Origin of the sequence: Allobrachymonas denitrificans DSM 15123, assembly GCF_900110225.1 — a bacterium.
GTDB classification, from domain to species: Bacteria; Pseudomonadota; Gammaproteobacteria; order Burkholderiales; family Burkholderiaceae_C; genus Brachymonas; species Brachymonas denitrificans.
On record NZ_FOCW01000002.1, the window covers coordinates 88094 to 106788 of the forward strand.

Here is an 18695-nt window from a genome sequence, read left to right on the forward strand (position 1 = left end):
TGTCAATTTGCAGCCCCATCATGCATATTGCAAAGGGCAGCAACTCCTTACATCTGGATGCAAATTCATGGAGTCCCCGGACGCCGCGACGGACGCGGCAGCCTGAAACCTTCAGCCAGCACGCAGATAGCGCTCTTCCTGGGCCACCAGACGTTCCAGTTCAGCGCAGACACTGGAGAAAGTACCGGACAGTGCCAGCCGGCCCGAAGGGCGCGCGGGACGCGACGGGCGGGCAGGGGTGCTTCTGGCTGTGGAATGCGTCAGCAGGTTTTGCGAAGGGGTGCGAAAGAGGCGAAAGTGGCGCTGGACTTGAGTGGGGGCAGCGTGTGGCACGGTGACCGGATGCGCAGCGGCGGGCAGGGCGCCGGAAGACGTTGCACCCTCGGGTTTGAAGGCCTGTTCCTGATCGCGCAGCACGGCCATGGGACGAAAACCGATGGCAGCGCCGCGGGCGCGGCCGGACAGCGGGAGCAGCGGTGGCGTGGCGGTACCGACCAGCTTGCGCAGAAGAGAGGTGGTGCTCATGAAAAACTCCTATGTACACGAGGTGTTGCACAGGCAGGATTCAACAGGGACAGCACACCCCAGGGGTTGCCGCTGGATGCACCAGTCCGGCAACGCCCGCCACCCTGGGGGCTGATCGGAAAAACGGGTTGGCAGCGTGTGCTACATCAGCACGCTGTTGCGGATCAGGCCGACGGCCAGCCCTTCGATGGCGAAGGGTTCGCCCGGTTGCACCACGATGGTGGGGTAGTCGGGGTTTTCGGCATGCAGTTCGATATGGTCGGACAGGCGCTGGTAGCGCTTGACCGTGACCTCGTCGCCCACGCGTGCCACCACGATCTGGCCATTGCGCACGTTCTGCGTGCTTTGAACGGCGAGCAGGTCGCCGTCGAGGATGCCGATATCGCGCATGGACATGCCCCGCACCTTGAGCAGATAGTCAGGCTTGCTGGCGAACAGCGAGGGGGCGACATGGTAGACCGTGTCGACATGCTCCTGCGCCAGTACCGGCGAGCCTGCCGCCACACGGCCAATCAGCGGCAGGGCCAGCTGGGAAAACGCCTCGAGCGTGCTCTGGCGGGGCTGTTGCACCGGCTGGCGCAGGCGGATGCCGCGCGAGGTGCCGCTGACCAGTTCGATCACGCCCTTGCGGGCCAGCGCCTGCAGGTGTTCTTCCGCCGCATTGGCGGAGCGGAAGCCCAGTTCTGCGGCGATTTCGGCACGTGTGGGCGGAGCGCCCGTCTGGGCGATGGCCTGCTGGATGAGTTCCAGGATCTGTTGTTGGCGTGCGGTGAGTTTGACGGTCGGGTTCATGATCTACACTGCCGGAATCGAAGAAAAAGGGAGCTGGTTGTGCATCCATACTGTTTGCGTATCCAGTGACTGTATTTTTAACCAGTTTTTTCGGATTTGCAAGCAAGGGCGCAGCGGCTATGAAAAAAATCGTGGTTTTGGCGACAGGGGGCACCATTGCGGGCGCCTCTGCCAGCGTGGGAGATGGCGTGGCCTACCGGGCAGGCGAGGTGCCGGTGTCCAGCCTGCTGGCGCAGGTGCCCGGGCTGGAACAACTGCTGGGTAGCTGCACTCTGGTGGCAGAGCAGGTGGCCCAGGTCAACAGCAAGGACATGGATTACGGCCTGTGGCAGGCGCTGGCATTGCGCTGTGTGCACTGGATGGCGCAGGATGACGTATCCGGCCTTGTCATCACCCACGGCACGGACACCCTGGAAGAGACAGCCTGGTTCCTGCAACGGATGCTTGACGTGGCTCCGCTCGCACAGGTGCTGACCACGGCCCAGGCGCGCAAGCCGGTGGTGCTGTCGAGTGCCATGCGGCCGTCGACGGCGCGCCTGTCCGACGGGCCGCAGAACCTCGCGGATGCCGTTTCGGTGCTGCAGGACGCGCGAGCCAGCGGCGTGCTGGCGGTGGCTGCAGGCCATGTGCATGCCGCACGTGCGGTGCACAAGGTGCAGCCATACCGGGTGGATGCTTTCTCGAGCGGGGATGCCGGCCTGCTGGCCCATGTGGAAGAAGGGCGTGTGCGCTGGCTGCGTGATCCGGCCATGGCCAGCGAGCAGGACGTGCTGGCCACAGCGCAAAGCGCGAAGACCTTGTGGGATTGCATGGGGAACCCGGAAGCCGCCTGGCCGTGGGTGGAAGTGCTTGTCAGCCATGCCGGCGCAGATGGCCGCAGCCTGCGTGCCTGTCTGCAGGCGGGGGTGCAGGGGGTGGTGCTGGCCGGCAGCGGCAATGCCACGCTGCATACCGGAATCGAAGCCGCGGCTTCCACATTGATGCAACAGGGCGTACCTGTCTGGCGCACCAGCCGTTGCCTGGAGGGCAGCGCGGTAGCGGGCGCGGAATCTGTCGTGCCTCTGGCGATGTGTGGCGGGCAGGTACTGCGCCCGATGCAGGCCAGGACGGAAATGGTGCTGCAGGTGCTGGCGGGCGTCCGGCCCTGAGAGCCAGCGACCAGAGTGGTCGTCAGACGCTGAAAAAACACAGGGCGCCACACGGGCGCCCTGCATGTCTGCCCCGCAGGGGGCAGGAGGGGGAGACTGGATCAGCTCTCCAGCGCCTTGAATGCGCGGTCGGTGATCTCGGTCACGTCGCCCATGCCGCTGATGGCGCGGTACTTGGGAGCAGCGGCCGCGTCTTCCTTGGCCCAGTTGCTGTAGTAGTCCACCAGCGGGCGGGTCTGCTGGCTGTAGACTTCCAGGCGCTTCTTGACGGTTTCTTCCTTGTCGTCATCGCGCTGCACCAGCGGCTCGCCGGTCACGTCGTCCTTGCCTTCTTCCTTGGGCGGGTTGAACTTGACGTGGTAGGTGCGGCCGGAGGCGGGGTGGCTGCGGCGGCCGCTCATGCGTTCGATGATGGCCTCGAAGGGCACATCGATTTCCAGCACGTAGTCGAGGTTGACGCCAGCTTCCTTCATGGCCTCGGCCTGCGGAATGGTGCGCGGGAAACCGTCGAACAGGAAGCCGTTGGCGCAGTCGGCCTGGGCAATGCGTTCCTTCACCAGGTTGATGATCAGGTCGTCGCTGACCAGACCGCCCGCGTCCATGACCTTCTTGGCTTCGATGCCCAGCGGGGTGCCGGCCTTGACGGCGGCGCGCAGCATGTCGCCCGTGGAAATCTGCGGAATGCCGTACTTCTGGCAGATGAAGGTGGCCTGGGTGCCCTTGCCGGCGCCGGGTGCGCCAAGAAGAATCAGTTTCATGGTGGTCCTCGTTGATGTCGTTATGGGTCCGGCAGGCGTTGTCTCGCGATCTGGTGTGGGGCCAGGCATGCCGGGATTCTCGCTCCGTGCCGCAGTCACCACGGGTGGGACTTTGTGCACGGGTAACCAATAAAGAATAACACGGCTTACCCTCGATTACCTGACGTGGCGCTTGCGTGGCACCATCAGGGTTAATACCGAGTGATGGCACCGGAAAGCATTGCTTTCACGGTGCTTTGACGGCAGATCGTGGCAGCTTTGAGGCGTTGCCGAGCGCCGGTCGACCGTGAGGGGACCGGGGCGTGCGTTGTGCCAAAGGGGCTGCAGCCAGCGCCGCAGGGGATCAGCCGAACTGCTTCAGCTTGCTCACCTCGCGCGACATGGCCACCTTGCCTTCAGCCAGCATGGCGCGGTGCTTGTCCAGCTTGTCCAGGTCGTACAGATAGTTGACCATCAGCCCGTAGGACTGACGGCTGCCCTTGGCAGAGGGGTCGGCGCCCCAGTGGATGTGCTCCAGCCGTGCACCGTTGCCCAGGTGAAAGCGCGCCACGGCATCGAGCGGGCGGCCGCTGTCGTCCAGGCTGCCCAGATACATGGCGGCGGCACCGCGCAGCATCTGCTGCGGCAGCGCATCGTTGTCGCGCGGCTGGGCCGGGTCCAGCGTGTCGGGCCAGCCGGTGTTCCAGGCGTCCTCGTCCAGGGTGTCGTCCACGCGGTATTGCGCGCGTGTCTTGGCCGGCAGCGCGGCAGCCACGTCGGCGGCATGTTTGGCCAGCCACTTGCGGAAGCCGGGGATGGGCGACAGGGTCGCGAAGTTTTTGATCTGGGGCAGCTCCTGCTGCAGGGCTTCCACCACGCGCTTGATCAGCGAGTCGCCAAAGCCGACGCCGCGCAAGCCCGTCTGCGTATTGCTGATGGAGTAGAAGATGGCGGTGTTGGCCTTTTTCAGGTCGGCGTCGCTGGCGGTCACGTCCAGCAGTGGCACCATGCTGTCGGCAATGGCGCGCGTGAGCGCCACTTCGACGAAGATCAGCGGCTCGTTCGGCAGGCGCGGATGAAAGAAGGCAAAGCAGCGGCGGTCGTGGTCGAGCCGGTTCTTGGCGTCATCCCAGCTGACGATGTCGTGCACGGCCTCGTACTTGATCAGCTTCTCGATCAGCGAGGCGGGAGAGTCCCAGCTGATGGTGCGCAGCTCCAGAAAACCGATGTCGAACCAGCCGGTGAACAGGTTCTCCAGCTCGGCGTCCAGCGGCAGCAGGGCGGGCTCCGTCTTGAGCTGCTGCAGCAGTTCGGTGCGCAGGTCGAGCAGGAAGCGCATGCCGCCGGGCGTGGCGCCCAGGCGCTGCAGCAGGCGGGTGCGCGGGGAATGGAAGGCCTTGCGCAGCTTGATCTCGGCCTGCGCCTCGTCCTCGGTGCCCAGGGCCGCCTCGTACTGGTCCTTGGCCAGCTTGACCTTCTTGGGATCGGGGGAGAACTGCTCGGTCATCAGGCGCCAGGCGTCGGCACGTGCGTCATGATCGGCGGCCTGGTACCAGTCGACGAAAGGCTGGGCGCGCCGTACGCCTTCGACTTCGCTCACCTTGGTGTCGACCACGGCCTGCAGTTCGGTCAGCAGCTTCTTCAGGCTGCGCGGCGTGAGCGTTTCGGGTTCCTGGCGCAGATAGGTATCCAGCCGTGCATGCGTGTTGCGCGTGGGGATGCGCGGATCCTTCTGTCCGGTCTGGCGCGGTGCGTTGACCAAGCCGGTCATGCCGATCGAGGCCAGGGCTGGCGGCAGCAGGCGGGCCAGCTGTTTGCTGAAGGTTCCCCCCATCAGGGACGCGGTTTGGGACACGGCTTTCCTCACTTTCCTGATCGATGAAAGTCAAGCGTAGCGGATTTTCGCGTCATTTGCCGTGAAAAGACGTTGCGATGCAGCAAAAAAACGGTAAATAGGTGTGTGAGACGCTCCGGCGCCCACGCCTGCGGCCCGCCAGATACGGTTCGGCGGGAGCGGCATTGCGCGGGCTGCGCGGCGGGAAGGAATCAGTCCAGCGGCTTGCGCACGAACACCAGATCCCAGACGCCATGGCCCAGGCGCAGGCCGCGGTTCTCGAACTTGGTGAGGGGGCGGTAGTGCGGTTTGTCGGCGTAGCCATGTGCGTGCGGGCTGCTATTGCCCAGCAGGATTTCGCCCTGCAGCACTTCCAGCATCTGCTCGGCATAGGGTTGCCAGTCGGTGGCGCAGTGGATGTAGCCGCCGGGCACCAGATGCTCGGCCAGCTTGCGTACCAGCGGCGGCTGGATCAGGCGGCGCTTGTGGTGGCGTTTCTTGTGCCAGGGATCGGGGAAGAAGATGTGGATGCCGTTCAGGCTGCCGTGCGGCAGCATGTTGTCCAGCACTTCCACGGCATCGTGGGCGCAGATGCGGATATTGGTCAGACCCTGTTCGCCGATGCGCTTGAGCAGCGCGCCCACACCGGGCTCGTGCACTTCGCAGCAGAGGAAGTTGGTCTCAGGCATGACGCCGGCGATGTGGGCGGTGGCCTCCCCCATGCCGAAGCCGATTTCCAGCACCGTGGGTGCTTCGCGGCCGAAGGTGGCGGGCAGGTTCAGCGCTTCGGGGACGTAAGGCACCAGGAACTGGTCACCCCATTGCTCGTAGGCCTTGGCCTGCCCGGTGGTGACGCGGCCGGCGCGGCGCACGAAGCTGCGGATGGCGCGCGGATGGGCAACGTCGGCAGGGGCTCCGGATGCGGGTTGTGCGTCTGCGGCCGCAGCAGCGGGTTCGGAGGATTCAGGCAGGGAGGACGGGTCAGGCAGGCTCATAGGCGGGATGGTACCGCAAGCGGCCTGCGCTGCTGCGTGCTGGCGGGAGCGGATAGGGGCCATCCTGCAAAAAAATCTCTGACCTTGCCTGTGAGAGGGGTTGTGCAGGTGCGGGAAAGCATCAGGCGCAAAAAAACCGCGCCAGCGGATGCCTGCGGCGCGGTTGGCAGGAAGAGCGCGTGCTCAGTTCTCGTCTTCTTCGTCTTCCTCATCTTCGTCGTCGTCCATGTCGGCGGCGAAGTCATTCGGCAGGGGCTGCTCCTGCAGCTGCTCGATCAGGGTCTGGCGGTACAGGGCCAGGCGTTCGGCCTGGTGCACGATTTCCTCGGCGTCGGCGTCAGACAGGTCGGCCACCAGCAGCTCGGGCTGGGTGGACAGGATGAGTTCGATGTAGTGATCGGCCAGTTCGGCCGCAGCCAGGGTGGTGGAAGAATGGTCCATGGTGCGCTCCTTGCAGTGACGGTCGTCGGAAATCGCAGGCCGGGTGGCGTGCAGGAGATACCGTAGCAAGGCTGCATGACTGTGCCGTGAAAGCGCTGCACTGGAGCAGGCAGCAGGGGAGAACCTTGCAAACGACACGAACATGGTGCCTCCAGGGTTGCGGAACCAGGCGTCGCAGCAGGGCACTTGCGCAGGGCCGCTGGGGTGCGAGTCCAGGGGCCCGTTTCAAGGCGGGTCAGCCGAATTGCATTTTCCAGGGCAGTATCCACTGGCGGAGCGCCGCTTCGGGGGAGGCGGCCGACACAGCGGGTAATCCCAGGGCGACTGCAGCGGCCTGCAAGTTGGCGACGCATTGTGCTGCGCCCCCTTCCGGCAAGGGCTCGGCGGCATTCTGCTTGGACAGCTTTTCGCCATTGGCTCCCAGCACCAGCGTGGTATGCAGATAGCGCGGCGTGGGCAGGCCGAGGGCACGCTGCAGCACGATCTGGCGTGCGGTGTTGTCGGTCAGGTCCTCGCCGCGCACCACGTCGGTGATGCCTTGCGCTGCATCGTCCACCACGACGGCCAACTGGTAGGCCCACAGGCCGTCCGCGCGGCGCAACACGAAGTCGCCCACGGCTTCGGCCACGCGCTGGCTTTGCGGGCCCAGGCGGCGATCCTGCCAGTGCGTGAGGGCACCGGCGGGCAGACCGTCCCGCTGCAGGCAGGCGGCGACATGCAGACGCCAGGCGCGCGCCTCGCGACCATGCAGGCCACCGTTTTCCGGGCGGCAGGTGCCGGGGTAGACCAGTTCGCCGTGACGCTGCTGGCCTTGCCCCTGCGTTGCCAGTACCTGCGCGATTTCCTTGCGCGAGCAGGCACAGGGGTAGGCCAGTCCGGCAGCCAGCAGCTGGTCCAGCGCCTGCTGGTACAGGGCATCTCGTTCCGATTGCAGGACGGGCGGTACATCGGGCACCAGGCCGTGCGCGTGCAGTTGCGCGAGGATGGTGTGGGTCGCCTCCGGGCTGCAACGGGGCTTGTCGACATCCTCGATGCGTACCAGCCAGCGCCCCTCATGGGCGCGTGCGTCCAGCCAGCTGGCCAGTGCGGCGACCAGCGAGCCCGCGTGCAGCGGGCCGGTGGGGGAGGGGGCGAAACGGCCGACGTACATGGGGCAGCAGTGTAGCGAAACGGAAGGGGCACCTACTCGGCAACCTGACGCGCAGGCAGTCCCGCTTCCAGTGCGCGTCCTTGCAGCAGCGCCTGACGTGTGACCGGACTTTGCAGCTGCTCCAGCCACCATTGCAGTGCCCGCCCTTGCTGCTGCTTGCCGCGATGCCAGGCGTAGTGGCTGTCGAAATGCGTGTCGAGCCCGGGCTGGGCCAGCGTCTTCTGCAGCAGTCGGCCGCTCTGCAAGTGCGCCTGCACGCGTGTCACGGGCACGTAGCCCACACCCAGGCCACGCACCTGCGCCTCGATCTTGGCGCCCATGTCGGGCACGGTCAGCACGTCCTGGCCGGTGATCAGACCGACGGTGCGGCTGTTGCTGCGGTGCACGGTATCGGCGACGGCCACGGCGCGGTAGGGTTGCATGTCCTGCGGTGTCAGCGGTGTCTCGACGGCGGCAAGCGGGTGGTGCGGCGCCACTGCGTAGATGAAGTCGATGTGGCCCAGCGGCCGGTGTTCGATCAGCCGGTCGGTCCAGCCGCTGTCGATCAGCACGCCCAGCGCCAGGTCGGCCTGGCCGCTGGTGAGTGTTTCGAGCGTGCCGGTCATGACCTCGGAGCGCACTTTCAGGCGGGTGGGAGCGCCTAGCGCGTAAAAGGCTTCGCACAGCTCGAACACGGTGCCCATGTTCAGCAGGTCTTCGATCACGATCGTGAACTGCGGCTCCCAGCCGGTGGCGACGCGCTGCACGCGGTGCGCGATACGGTCCACTTCCGACAGCAGCAGCCGGCTTTGGTGCAGCAATTCGCAGGCGGCAGCGGTGGGGCGGGCCTGGCGGCCCTGGCGGTCGAACAGCAGCACGTCGAGTGCCTCTTCCATTTGGCGGATGCGGTAGCTGAGCGCGCTGGGCACCAGATTCAGCGCACGGGCGGCCGCGGCAAAACTGCCGTGCGCGGCCACGGCCTGCAGCATGCGCAGGTTGGCTGGGCTGAGGCTGTCCTGAATGGCTGACTGCGGCATGGTTCAAAAAATTTGATTAATGACGTGAATATGATGCGCTGTTTTTTGACCTTGCGCAACCTACAGTAGAGGCATTGGCAGGCCACGGTGGCCTGCCGCCCTGATTCAGGAGAAGACCATGCTCACCATCCGACGTGCCCATGAACGGGGCCATGCCCAACACGGCTGGCTCGACAGCTGGCACCTGTTTTCCTTTGCCGAATACTACGACCCGCGCTGGATGGGTTGGGGTAATCTGCGCGTGATCAACGAAGACCGCATTGATCCCGGCACCGGCTTCGGTCGCCACGGCCACCGCGACATGGAAATCGTGAGCTATGTGCTGGAAGGTGCGCTGACGCACGCCGACAGCATGGGCAACACCACGACCATCCTGCCGGGCCAGATCCAGCGCATGACGGCCGGCACCGGCGTGCTGCACAGCGAACAGAACGCCAACCGCGAAGGCCAGACGCACTTCCTGCAGATCTGGATCGAGCCTGCCGCGCAGCAACTGCCACCCGGTTACGCCCAGCGTGACACCGGCCTGGAAGCAGCGCGTGGCCAGTTGAAGCTGCTGGCGGCGCCGGCCTCCCAAGATTTGCCGGAGGTGATGCCGCTGCACGCCGACGCAGCCATCTACGCCGGCCTGCTGGACGGCGCCGACACCGCAGAACTCACGCTGGCCGAGGGCCGCAAGGCCGCCGTTTTCGTGGCACGTGGCTCGCTGCAGGTCAATGGCCAGCAGCTGCATGCCGGCGACACCGCTTTCCTGGCCGACGAAGCCCAACTGCAACTCGATGGCGCAAGCGCTGCCGAAGTGCTGGTTTTCGATCTGGCTGCCTGATTTTTTCTTTACTTTTTACTTTCTCAAGGACTTTCACCATGACTACCACCACCCTGAACGCACCCGTCGTTACCGCCACCCCCACCGGCATCCAGAGCTCGCTCGCACTGGCAGGCCGCCTGCTGCTGGCCTCGCTGTTTCTGCCCGCAGGCATCAGCAAGCTGACCGGCTTTGCCGGCACCGTGGGCTATATCCAGTCGGTTGGCCTGCCTTTCCCGGAGCTGGCTGCGGCTGTGGCGGCCATCGTCGAAATCCTGGGCGCGCTGGCGCTGATCGTGGGTTACCGCACCCGCATCGCCGCACTGGTGCTGGGCGTGTTCACGCTGGCTGCCAGCTTCTTCTTCCACGCCTACTGGGCCGCTCCGGCGGACGCGCAGATGATGCAGCAACTGCTGTTCAACAAGAACATCGCCGTGACCGGTGGCCTGTTCGTGCTGGCTGCCCTGGGCGCCGGTTGCCTGAGCCTGGATGCCCGCCGCGCATAAGCTCTGCTTCCCGCTACAAAGGCCTGATGGCTCCCCTTTGAAAGAGGGCCGTCAGGCCTTCACGCATTCTTGCTATGCTTCCGGTTGATCAGGAGCAAAAAACATGAATCACCCGAACGTTGTTGTTGTCTACCATTCCGGCTACGGCCATACCCAGCGCATGGCCCATGCCGTGGCCGATGGCGCCCAGGCGCGCGTCATCACCATCGATGCCGACGGCAACCTGCCGCCGCCCGCGTGGGAAGAGCTGAACCAGGCCGATGCCATCATCTTCGGCGCGCCCACCTACATGGGCGGCCCGAGCTGGCAGTTCAAGAAGTTTGCCGATGCCACCTCCAAGCAGTGGTTTGCCGGCGTGTGGAAAGACAAGCTGTTCGGCGGCTTCACCAACAGCGCCACCATGAACGGCGACAAGGGCGAAACCATCGGCTACTTCATGACGCTGGCCGCGCAGCACGGCGGCCTGTGGGTGAGCCTGGGCATCATGCCCTCCAACAGCAAGGCCGCTGGCCGCAACGATCCCAACTACGTCGGCGGCTATGCCGGCGCGCTGGCCACCACGCCCTCGGATGCGGGCGTGGGCGAGATGGCGCAGGGTGATCTGGACACGGCGCGCCAGTACGGCGAGCGTGTGCTGGCCGCTGCGGTACGCTGGAAACAGGCGTAACGCCCTCTGTTGGAGCAGCGGGGTGGCAGTGTCGCCTGCAGCCCCCTTCATGCCTGCTCCGCGCAGCGCGATGCCACCGCCCGCACTAGGTGTTTTGGGCGACGGCCAGGCGCATGCGGGGTACCATGGCCTTAACCCATTGGCAGACTACTGCGTGTGAGGAGATTCCCATGGATACCTGGCTTGACTCCCTGATCACCGAAACTCCGCAACAGGGTTTCGAACTCGCCATCACGCTGAGCCGTCGCGGCGTGAAATACACCCAGCCCGACCCCGAAGTGCTCAAGGAATTGCGCGCGCATTACGCCAACTCGGCCGAGGGCCTGACTGCGGCTTCGCACGTGGTGGCGCTCAATTTCCAGACCGTGGCTGCGGCCAACAATTACTGGCGCAAGTGACATTCGGTACGGGCTGCCCGTGACCGACCCCGGCGGCTAAAATGCCCCGATGTTTGTCCACCTGCGCCTCCATTCCGAATTCTCTGTCGTAGATGGCACCGTCCGTGTGGACGATGCCGTGGCGGCTGCCGCCAGGGACGGGCAGCCCGCGCTGGCGCTGACCGACCTGAACAACCTGTTCGGGGCCGTCAAGTTCTACAAGGCGGCGCAGAAGAAGGGCGTGCAGCCCATCCTCGGCGCCGAGGTCATGATCGACGACCTGGTGCCACCCTCCAAGGACAAGCCGCTGCCGCGCATGCTGCTGCTGGTGCAGAACACGCAGGGCTATCTCAACCTGTGTGAGCTGCTGTCGCGCGGCTGGCGCAGTGTGGGCAACAAGGCCCAGGCCAGTGTGCGCTGGGAGTGGGTGCAGGAACTGGCAGAAGGGCTGATCCTGCTCTCGGGCGCGCAGGCCGGTCCGCTGGGCGCGCCACTGCTGGCGGGCGATGTGGCGCAGGCACATGCGATTGCCATGCAGTGCGTGGCAGCCTTTCCCAACCGTTTCTATCTGGAGCTGCAGCGCGCCGGCCGCAGCACCGACGAGCCGCACGTGGTGGCCGCCGTGCAACTGGCGCAGCGCATGCAGCTGCCGGTGGTGGCCACGCACCCGGTGCAGTATCTGACGCCGGAAGAATTCGAGGCGCACGAAGCGCGCGTCTGCATCGCCGAGGGCGAAATCCTCGGCAACCAGCGCCGCAAGCGCCATTTCACGCACCAGCAATATTTCCTGAGTGCCGAACAGATGCAGGCGCTGTTCGCCGACATCCCCTCGGCGATCGAGAATACGCTGGAGATCGCCAAACGCAGCCACCTGACGCTGGTGCTTGGCAAGCCCCAGTTGCCGCTGTATCCGATCCCGGACGGGATGACAACGGAAGAATACTTCCGTCACCTGTCATTCGAGGGGCTGGAAGAGCGGCTGAAACATCTCTATCCCGATCCGGCCAAGCGCGATGCGGCCCGCCCGCGCTATGTGGAGCGACTGGAGTTCGAGATCGGCACCATCCTGAAGATGGGCTTCCCCGGCTACTTCCTGATCGTGCAGGACTTCATTGTCTGGGCCAAGGAAAACGGCTGCCCGGTGGGGCCGGGCCGCGGATCCGGTGCCGGTTCGCTGGTGGCCTACGCGCTCAAGATTACCGATCTGGACCCGCTCGAATACAACCTGCTGTTCGAACGTTTCCTGAACCCGGAGCGGGTGTCCATGCCCGACTTCGACATCGACTTCTGCCAGACCAACCGCGATCGCGTGATCGACTACGTGAAGGACAAGTACGGCCGCGACGCGGTGAGCCAGATTGCCACCTTTGGCACCATGGCGGCACGTGCCGCCATCCGTGACGTGGGCCGCGTACTGGACCTGAGCTACACCTTCTGCGACGGCATCAGCAAGCTGATTCCGAACAAACCTGGCAAGCCGGTCACCATCCAGTACCCGCCGCCAGACCTGTCGGACGACGACAAGGAAAAATACGCCATCGCCGCCGAGCCGATGCTGGCCGAGCGCATCCAGAACGACGACGAGGTCAAGACCCTGATCGAGCTGGCGCAGAAGCTCGAGGGCATGACGCGCAACATCGGCATGCACGCGGGCGGCGTGCTGATCGCGCCGGGCAAGCTGACCGATTTTTGCCCGCTGTACCAGCAGCCCGGCAGCGATTCGGCCGTGAGCCAGTACGACAAGGACGACGTGGAAGCCGTCGGCCTGGTCAAGTTCGACTTTCTGGGGCTGGCCACGCTCACCATCATGGAATTGGCGCGCGAGTTCATCCAGAAGCGCCACAAGGGCCGCGAAAATTTCAGCTTCGACGATATCCCGCTGGACGACAAGCCGACCTACCAGTTGTTCCAGGATGGCAAGACCGAAGCCGTGTTCCAGTTTGAAAGCCGCGGCATGCAGGGCATGTTGCGCGACGCGCGTCCGACGCGGCTGGAAGACCTGATCGCGCTGAACGCACTGTACCGCCCCGGCCCGATGGACCTGATTCCCAGCTTCGTGGCGCGCAAGCACGGGCGCGAGGAGGTCGAATATCCGCACCCGCTGGTGGCCGACATGCTGAGCGAGACCTACGGCATCATGGTGTATCAGGAACAGGTGATGCTGACGGCGCAGATCCTGGGCGGCTATACGCTGGGCGGCGCCGACCTGCTGCGCCGCGCCATGGGCAAGAAGAAGGCCGAGGAGATGGCCGAGCACCGCCTGATCTTCCGCAAGGGCGCGGCCGAAAACGGCATCAGCGAGCAGAAGGCCGACGAGATCTTCGACCTGATGGAGAAATTCGCGGGCTATGGCTTCAACAAGTCGCACGCTGCCGCCTACTCGCTGCTGGCCTACCAGACCGGCTGGCTCAAGGTGCACTACACGGCCGAATTCTTCTGCGCCAACATGACGGTGGAAATGGACAACACCGACAAGCTCAAGGTGCTGTTCGAGGATGCGCAGAAGATGGGCCTGAGCTTCGAGCTGCCCGACGTCAACCGCAGCAACTACGGCTTCGAGCCGGTCACCGACAAGGTGATCCGCTACGGCCTGGGCGCCATCAAGGGTACCGGCGAGAACGCCATTAACGCCATCGTCACGGCGCGCGAGGAGGGCGGGGCGTTTACCAGCCTGTTCGACTTCTGCAACCGGGTGGACCGCACGCGCCTGAACAAGCGCACGGTGGAGGCGCTGATCAAGGGCGGCGCTTTTGACAACCTGCACCTGAACCGTGCCGCGCTGATCGCCAGCATCGACCTGGCCTTCGAATTTGCCGCCACCCAGGCCGCCAACGCCAATCAGGGCGGCCTGTTCGACATGCTGGATGGCCCCGGCAGCAGCACCGACGAGCCGCCGCTGGTGCAGGCCACCCCCTGGGGCATCAAGGACCGGCTGGTGCAGGAAAAGACCGCCATCGGCTTCTACCTGTCCGGCCACCTGTTCGACGAGAACGAAAGCGAGGTGCGCCGTTTTGCGCGCCTGAAGATCGACGACCTGATCGACAGCCGCGATCCGCAGCTGCTGGCCGGCATCGTGAGCGACTTCCGCGTCATCAACGGGCGCAGCGGCAAGCTGGCGCTGTTCAAGCTGGATGACAAATCGGGCGTGATCGAGGCCAGTGCGGACGAAGGCATCTGGGCGGGGCAGCCGGGGCTGCTTAAGGACGATGCGCTGGTGATTCTGCAGGCGGTGCCGCGCTTTGACCGTTTCAGCGGCGGCATGCGGCTGAATGTGCAGCAGGTCTGGGATCTGCCTGCGGCGCGCTGCCGCTTTGGCAAGTATCTGCTGGCGCAGGTGGCGCTCAATGACAGTGGCGATGGGCCGCAACTGCAGGCCGTGCTGCAGCAGCATCCGCCCAAGCGGCAGGTGCTGGATGACGGGGATGAAATCAGCCGGGGATTGCCGGTGCGGCTGCAGTTGACGGTCAGCGGCGCGGAGGGCATGCAGCCGGAGGAGCGCCTGTTAGGGCAGCTGAAGCTGGGCGAGGCCTCCCGCTTCTATCCGAACGATGCTGCGCTATCCGCCTGGACGGCATTGTTCCCGGAAGGGAAGGTGCAGGTGGTCTACGAAGCGTAAAACGCCCCGGGACAGGACGCCGCAGGCAAGCTGGTCGAGTGCCGATAGCCGATAGCCGACAGCCGACAGCCGACAGCCGGCTTCAGCCCATCTGCCCGATAGTCCGGCGCAAACGGGCGCTCGCCACCCAGAAGAACACCGAGCCGGTCACCGCAATCGCCAGCAGCGTGGGCCACATCGTGGATAGCCCGGCGCCGCGGAACAGCACCCCTTGCGCAAACGCCACGAAGTGGATGGTGGGCGCCAGAGACATCACGTAGCGCACCAGTTCCGGCATGCTTTCGGTCGGAGTGATGGCGCCGGAAAGCACGATCAGCGGCAGCAGCACCAGAATCACCAGCAGGCCGAACTGCGGCATGCTGCGCGCGATGGTGCCCAGGAAAATGCCGAGCGAGGTGGTGGAAAACAGGTACAGCAGGGTGCCCGCCGCAAACAGCAGAATCGAGCCGCTCACATGCACCCCCAGCACGCCGCGCACCATCACCAGCAGCGCAAACAGACCGCCGCAGAGCACCACTACGCTCATGCTCCACACCTTGCTGAGCATGATTTCCAGCGGCGTCACCGGCATCACCAGCAGGTGCTCGATGGTGCCGTGTTCGCGCTCGCGAATCAGGGCGGCACCGGCCAGCACGATGGACAGCACCGTCAGGTTGTTGATGATGCTGGTAATGCCGCCAAACCACGAGGCATACAGGTTCGGGTTGAACTTGACGTGGGTGACGAGGCGCGCCGGCAGTGGCAGGTCATTGCTGCGGTGGCCGCTCATCCAGGCCAGCACCTCCGAGGCCAGGATGTTCTCGATGTAGGTCGACCCGACCAGCGCCTGGCTCTGGCGCGTGGCATCCACGTTGAGCTGGATGGACGGACTGCGGCCATTGACCACGTCGCGCTGGAAGTTCGGGGGAATGTTCAGCACGAAGGTGTCCAGCCCCATGTCCATGCCGCGGTCGATGTCGGCACGGCTGATCAGGCGCGGCGGCGAGAAATAGGGCGGCTGCAGGGCGTCGATCAGGCGCTGCGAGAGCGCGGACTGGTCTTCGTCCACCACCGCGATGGCCGCGTTGCTCAGGCTGTCCGGCTTGGCGCGGGCATCAGCCAGCACCGCTCCCGTGAACATGAACACGATCACGAACAGCAGGGCGTAGTCGCGCAGCAGGCTGTAGAACTCCTTGATGCCGAGAAAGTACACGTTCCTGAGGCCCTCGCCCACGCCGTGGCGGCCGGCGGTCTGGGGCTGGCCTGAAGGCGCAGCGGGTGGCGTGGGGGCAGGGGCGGAATTCGGGCGGGGCATGGTCAGGCCTCCTGTTTCTTTAGCAGCAGCCACGACAGCAGCGTGAGCACCGGCACGGCCAGAAGCAGGGGCCAGAAGGCGCCGAGCAGGTCACCGAAGTCCAGCGCCTTGGCAAAGGTGCCGCGGCTGATGGTGAGATAGTGCGTCGTGGGGTATACGCTGCCGAGCAGCTTGCCCAGGCCGTGCAGTGACGAAACCGGGTCGATCACGCCGGAGTACTGGATCGCCGGAATCATGGTGGCAATGGCAGTGCCGGCAATGGCCGCGACCTGGCTGCGTGTCAGCGTGGAGGCCAGCAGGCCGAGGCTGGTGGTGGCCATGACGTAGATCACGGTGCCGGCCAGATAGGCCAGCAGGCCGCCCTTGAACGGGATGCGGAACTGCACCAGCGCCTGCAGGAACAGCAGCACGAAGCTCATCAGGGCCAGACCGATGTAGGGCAGCTGTTTGCCGAGCAGAAATTCCAGCTTGGTGACCGGCGTGGTGTACATATTGATGATGGAGCCCAGTTCCTTTTCGCGCACCACACCGAGGGCCATCAGCATGGCCGGGATGAAGATCAGCAGCATCGGAATGACGGCCGGAACCATCGCGACCATGCTCTTGAGGTCGGGGTTGTAGCGGTAGCGCACCGCCACGTTGGCCGGGAGGGTCAGCGTGTGGCCGCTGAACTGCTGCATCCACTGCGACAGCGTATGCAGGTGCATGCCGGTGGCGTAGCCGCGGATGGTTTCGCCGCGCAGCGGCATGGCGCCGTCGACCCAGGCGCCGATTTCGGGCCGGGCGCCGCGCATCAGGTCCCGCCCGAAGCCGGGCGGAATCTCGATCGCCAGCGCCAGTTCGCCCGACTGCATGCGCGCATCGAGCTCCTGCGGGCTGCTGATGGCCGGGCGCTCGTTGAAATAACGCGAGCCCGCCAGCTGCAGCGTGTAATCCTGGCTCAGGCGGCTCTGGTCCTGGTCATAGACCGCGTAGTTGAGATCTTCCACGTCCATGGTGATGCCGTAGCCCATCACCAGCATCAGCAGCACGCTGCCCAGCAGGGCCATGGCGAGCCGGATCGGGTCGCGCCGCAGTTCCAGCGTTTCGCGGAAGCTGTAGCTCAGCAGGCGCTGCAGGCTGAAGCGTGGCGGTCTGGCCGGAGGGGCAGGTGCTGCAGCAGCCGGCTGCGTGGGCGGCGCAGCGGGAGCAGGCGCTGCCGGTGCGGATGCGGGTGCCCCGGCCTGTTCCTGCTCCGCAATCGCATCTTCCAGATAGCCGATGAAGGCTTCTTCCAGCGTGGCGGCACCGCGGGCCCGGGTGAGCGCTTCCGGGGTGTCGCTGGCGAGGATGCGGCCCGCATGCATCAGCGACATGCGGTCGCAGCGCTGGGCCTCGTTCATGAAGTGGGTAGAGATGAAAATGGTGACGCCATCGCGGCGCGACAGGTCGACCATCAGGGCCCAGAACGCATCGCGCGCCACCGGGTCCACGCCCGAGGTCGGTTCGTCCAGAATCAGCACGTCCGGGCGGTGCAGCACCGCCACTGCCAGCTGCAGCCGCTGGCGGATGCCCAGCGGCAGCCGGTCCGGCTGCTGGTCCAGCACTTCGGTCAGCTCGAAACGGCGGGCCAGTTCGTTGATCCGTGCCGGCACCGTGTCGGCAGGGAGGTGGAACAGGCGTGCATGCAATTGCAGGTTCTGCCGCACCGACAGTTCGGTGTAGAGAGAAAACGCCTGCGACATGTAGCCGACGCGGCGGCGCGTGGCCATATTGCTGGCATCCATGCGCTGGCCCAGCAGCAGGGCCTCGCCGGCGCTGGGTTCGAGCAGGCCGGTCAGCATTTTCATGGTGGTGGACTTGCCGCAGCCGTTGCTGCCCAGGAAGCCGAAGATTTCGCCGCGCCCCACCTGCAAGGTCACATCGTCCACTGCCACGAAATCGCCGAACTGCATGCGCAGCCCGCGGGCGTCGATCACCACCTCCTGTTCGCCTTGCGGCAGCGGCGGAATCACCAGCGCCTGGTGGCCCTGCAGCCGTTCGGGCGGCAACAGCCGCAGGAACGCCTGCTCCAGATCCTGGCTGCCGGTGCGCTGCAGCAGCTCCTGCGGTGTGCCTGTGGCGAGAATCCGGCCGGCATCCATGGCCACCAGCCAGTCGTATTGCTCGGCCTCTTCCATGTAGGCCGTGGCGACGATGACGCTCATCTGCGGACGCTCGCGGCGGATACGCGCGATCAGCTCCCAGAACTGGCGGCGCGAGAGCGGGTCGACGCCGGTGGTCGGCTCGTCCAGGATCAGCAGGTCGGGGTCGTGGATCAGCGCGCAACACAGGCCCAGCTTCTGCTTCATGCCGCCCGACAGCTTCTGCGCCGGCCGGCCGGCAAAAGCGGACATGCCGGTGCTGGCAAGCAGGGCCGCGATGCGCTGCTTGCGCTCGCCGGCACTCAGGCCGAACAGGCGGCCGAAAAAGTCGATGTTCTCGAACACCGACAGCGTCGGGTACAGGTTGCGCCCCAGGCCCTGCGGCATGTAGGCAATGCGGCTGCAGCTGACGCGCCGGTGTTCGGCCTCGGCCATGTCTCCGTCCAGCACCATGACCTGGCCCTGCTGGATCTTGCGCGCCCCGGCGACCAGCCCGAGCAGGGTGGACTTGCCCACGCCATCGGGACCGATGAGGCCGACCATGCAGCCAGCGGGAATGTCCAGGTCGATGCCGTTGTTGGCCAGCGTACTGCCGTAGCGGTGGGTCAGCTGGCGCAGGCGCGCGACCACTGCAGGGGGATGTGCCTGGAGTGCTGTCATGCCCTCGGT

At 65.4% G+C, this 18695-nt stretch carries 16 protein-coding genes; 6 read left to right on the top strand and 10 right to left on the bottom strand.

Features of this window, described 5'->3' with window-relative positions; translation table 11 throughout:
• Positions 1-111: 111 nt before the first annotated feature.
• On the bottom strand, positions 112-525 hold the full coding sequence (locus BMW28_RS06840; protein ID WP_091815775.1) for a hypothetical protein: 414 nt from the start codon (positions 523-525) through the stop codon (positions 112-114).
• 141 nt (positions 526-666) lie between these two features.
• Complete coding sequence (gene lexA, locus BMW28_RS06845; protein WP_091815777.1) at positions 667-1317, bottom strand: transcriptional repressor LexA; 651 nt, start codon at positions 1315-1317, stop codon at positions 667-669.
• Between the two features lie 119 nt (positions 1318-1436).
• Between lexA and BMW28_RS06850 the strand changes: the two genes are divergently transcribed.
• On the top strand, positions 1437-2465 hold the full coding sequence (locus BMW28_RS06850) for an asparaginase (protein WP_091815780.1): 1029 nt from the start codon (positions 1437-1439) through the stop codon (positions 2463-2465).
• Between the two features lie 101 nt (positions 2466-2566).
• On the opposite strand, the gene adk is transcribed toward BMW28_RS06850, so the two are convergent.
• The 6 genes from adk to BMW28_RS06880 all read right to left on the bottom strand — a co-directional run bounded on the left by adk (position 2567) and on the right by BMW28_RS06880 (position 8638).
• The gene (gene adk, locus BMW28_RS06855; protein ID WP_091815783.1) at positions 2567-3223 is read right to left on the bottom strand and encodes an adenylate kinase; all 657 of its coding nucleotides are present in this window, start codon (positions 3221-3223) and stop codon (positions 2567-2569) included.
• Between the two features lie 343 nt (positions 3224-3566).
• Complete coding sequence (locus BMW28_RS06860) at positions 3567-4973, bottom strand: malonyl-CoA decarboxylase (RefSeq protein ID WP_091816173.1); 1407 nt, start codon at positions 4971-4973, stop codon at positions 3567-3569.
• 275 nt (positions 4974-5248) lie between these two features.
• A complete protein-coding gene (gene trmB, locus BMW28_RS06865) occupies positions 5249-6031 on the bottom strand; it encodes a tRNA (guanosine(46)-N7)-methyltransferase TrmB (protein ID WP_091815786.1) in 783 nt (260 codons plus the stop codon).
• Positions 6032-6214: 183 nt separating this feature from the next.
• On the bottom strand, positions 6215-6472 hold the full coding sequence (locus BMW28_RS06870; RefSeq protein WP_091815789.1) for a hypothetical protein: 258 nt from the start codon (positions 6470-6472) through the stop codon (positions 6215-6217).
• A gap of 235 nt (positions 6473-6707) precedes the next feature.
• Positions 6708-7622, bottom strand: coding sequence for a tRNA glutamyl-Q(34) synthetase GluQRS (gene gluQRS, locus BMW28_RS06875; RefSeq protein WP_091815792.1), 915 nt, complete (start codon positions 7620-7622; stop codon positions 6708-6710).
• 32 nt (positions 7623-7654) lie between these two features.
• Positions 7655-8638, bottom strand: coding sequence for a LysR family transcriptional regulator (locus BMW28_RS06880; RefSeq protein ID WP_091815795.1), 984 nt, complete (start codon positions 8636-8638; stop codon positions 7655-7657).
• A 118-nt stretch (positions 8639-8756) separates the two neighbouring features.
• On the opposite strand from BMW28_RS06880, the gene BMW28_RS06885 reads away from it, so the two are divergent.
• The 5 genes from BMW28_RS06885 (at position 8757) to dnaE (ending at position 14609) form a co-directional block, all read left to right on the top strand.
• The gene (locus BMW28_RS06885) at positions 8757-9464 is read left to right on the top strand and encodes a pirin family protein (RefSeq protein WP_091815798.1); all 708 of its coding nucleotides are present in this window, start codon (positions 8757-8759) and stop codon (positions 9462-9464) included.
• A 38-nt stretch (positions 9465-9502) separates the two neighbouring features.
• Positions 9503-9949, top strand: a complete 447-nt coding sequence (locus BMW28_RS06890) for a DoxX family protein (RefSeq protein ID WP_091815800.1) — start codon at positions 9503-9505, stop codon at positions 9947-9949.
• 103 nt (positions 9950-10052) lie between these two features.
• Positions 10053-10616, top strand: coding sequence for a flavodoxin family protein (locus BMW28_RS06895; RefSeq protein ID WP_091815803.1), 564 nt, complete (start codon positions 10053-10055; stop codon positions 10614-10616).
• Between the two features lie 170 nt (positions 10617-10786).
• On the top strand, positions 10787-11014 hold the full coding sequence (locus BMW28_RS06900; protein ID WP_091815805.1) for a hexameric tyrosine-coordinated heme protein: 228 nt from the start codon (positions 10787-10789) through the stop codon (positions 11012-11014).
• Between the two features lie 49 nt (positions 11015-11063).
• A complete protein-coding gene (gene dnaE / locus BMW28_RS06905) occupies positions 11064-14609 on the top strand; it encodes a DNA polymerase III subunit alpha (RefSeq protein ID WP_091815808.1) in 3546 nt (1181 codons plus the stop codon).
• An 82-nt stretch (positions 14610-14691) separates the two neighbouring features.
• On the opposite strand, the gene BMW28_RS06910 is transcribed toward dnaE, so the two are convergent.
• The gene (locus BMW28_RS06910; RefSeq protein ID WP_091815811.1) at positions 14692-15903 is read right to left on the bottom strand and encodes an ABC transporter permease; all 1212 of its coding nucleotides are present in this window, start codon (positions 15901-15903) and stop codon (positions 14692-14694) included.
• Positions 15904-15905: 2 nt separating this feature from the next.
• On the bottom strand, positions 15906-18686 hold the full coding sequence (gene rbbA, locus BMW28_RS06915) for a ribosome-associated ATPase/putative transporter RbbA (protein ID WP_091815814.1): 2781 nt from the start codon (positions 18684-18686) through the stop codon (positions 15906-15908).
• Positions 18687-18695: the final 9 nt, after the last annotated feature.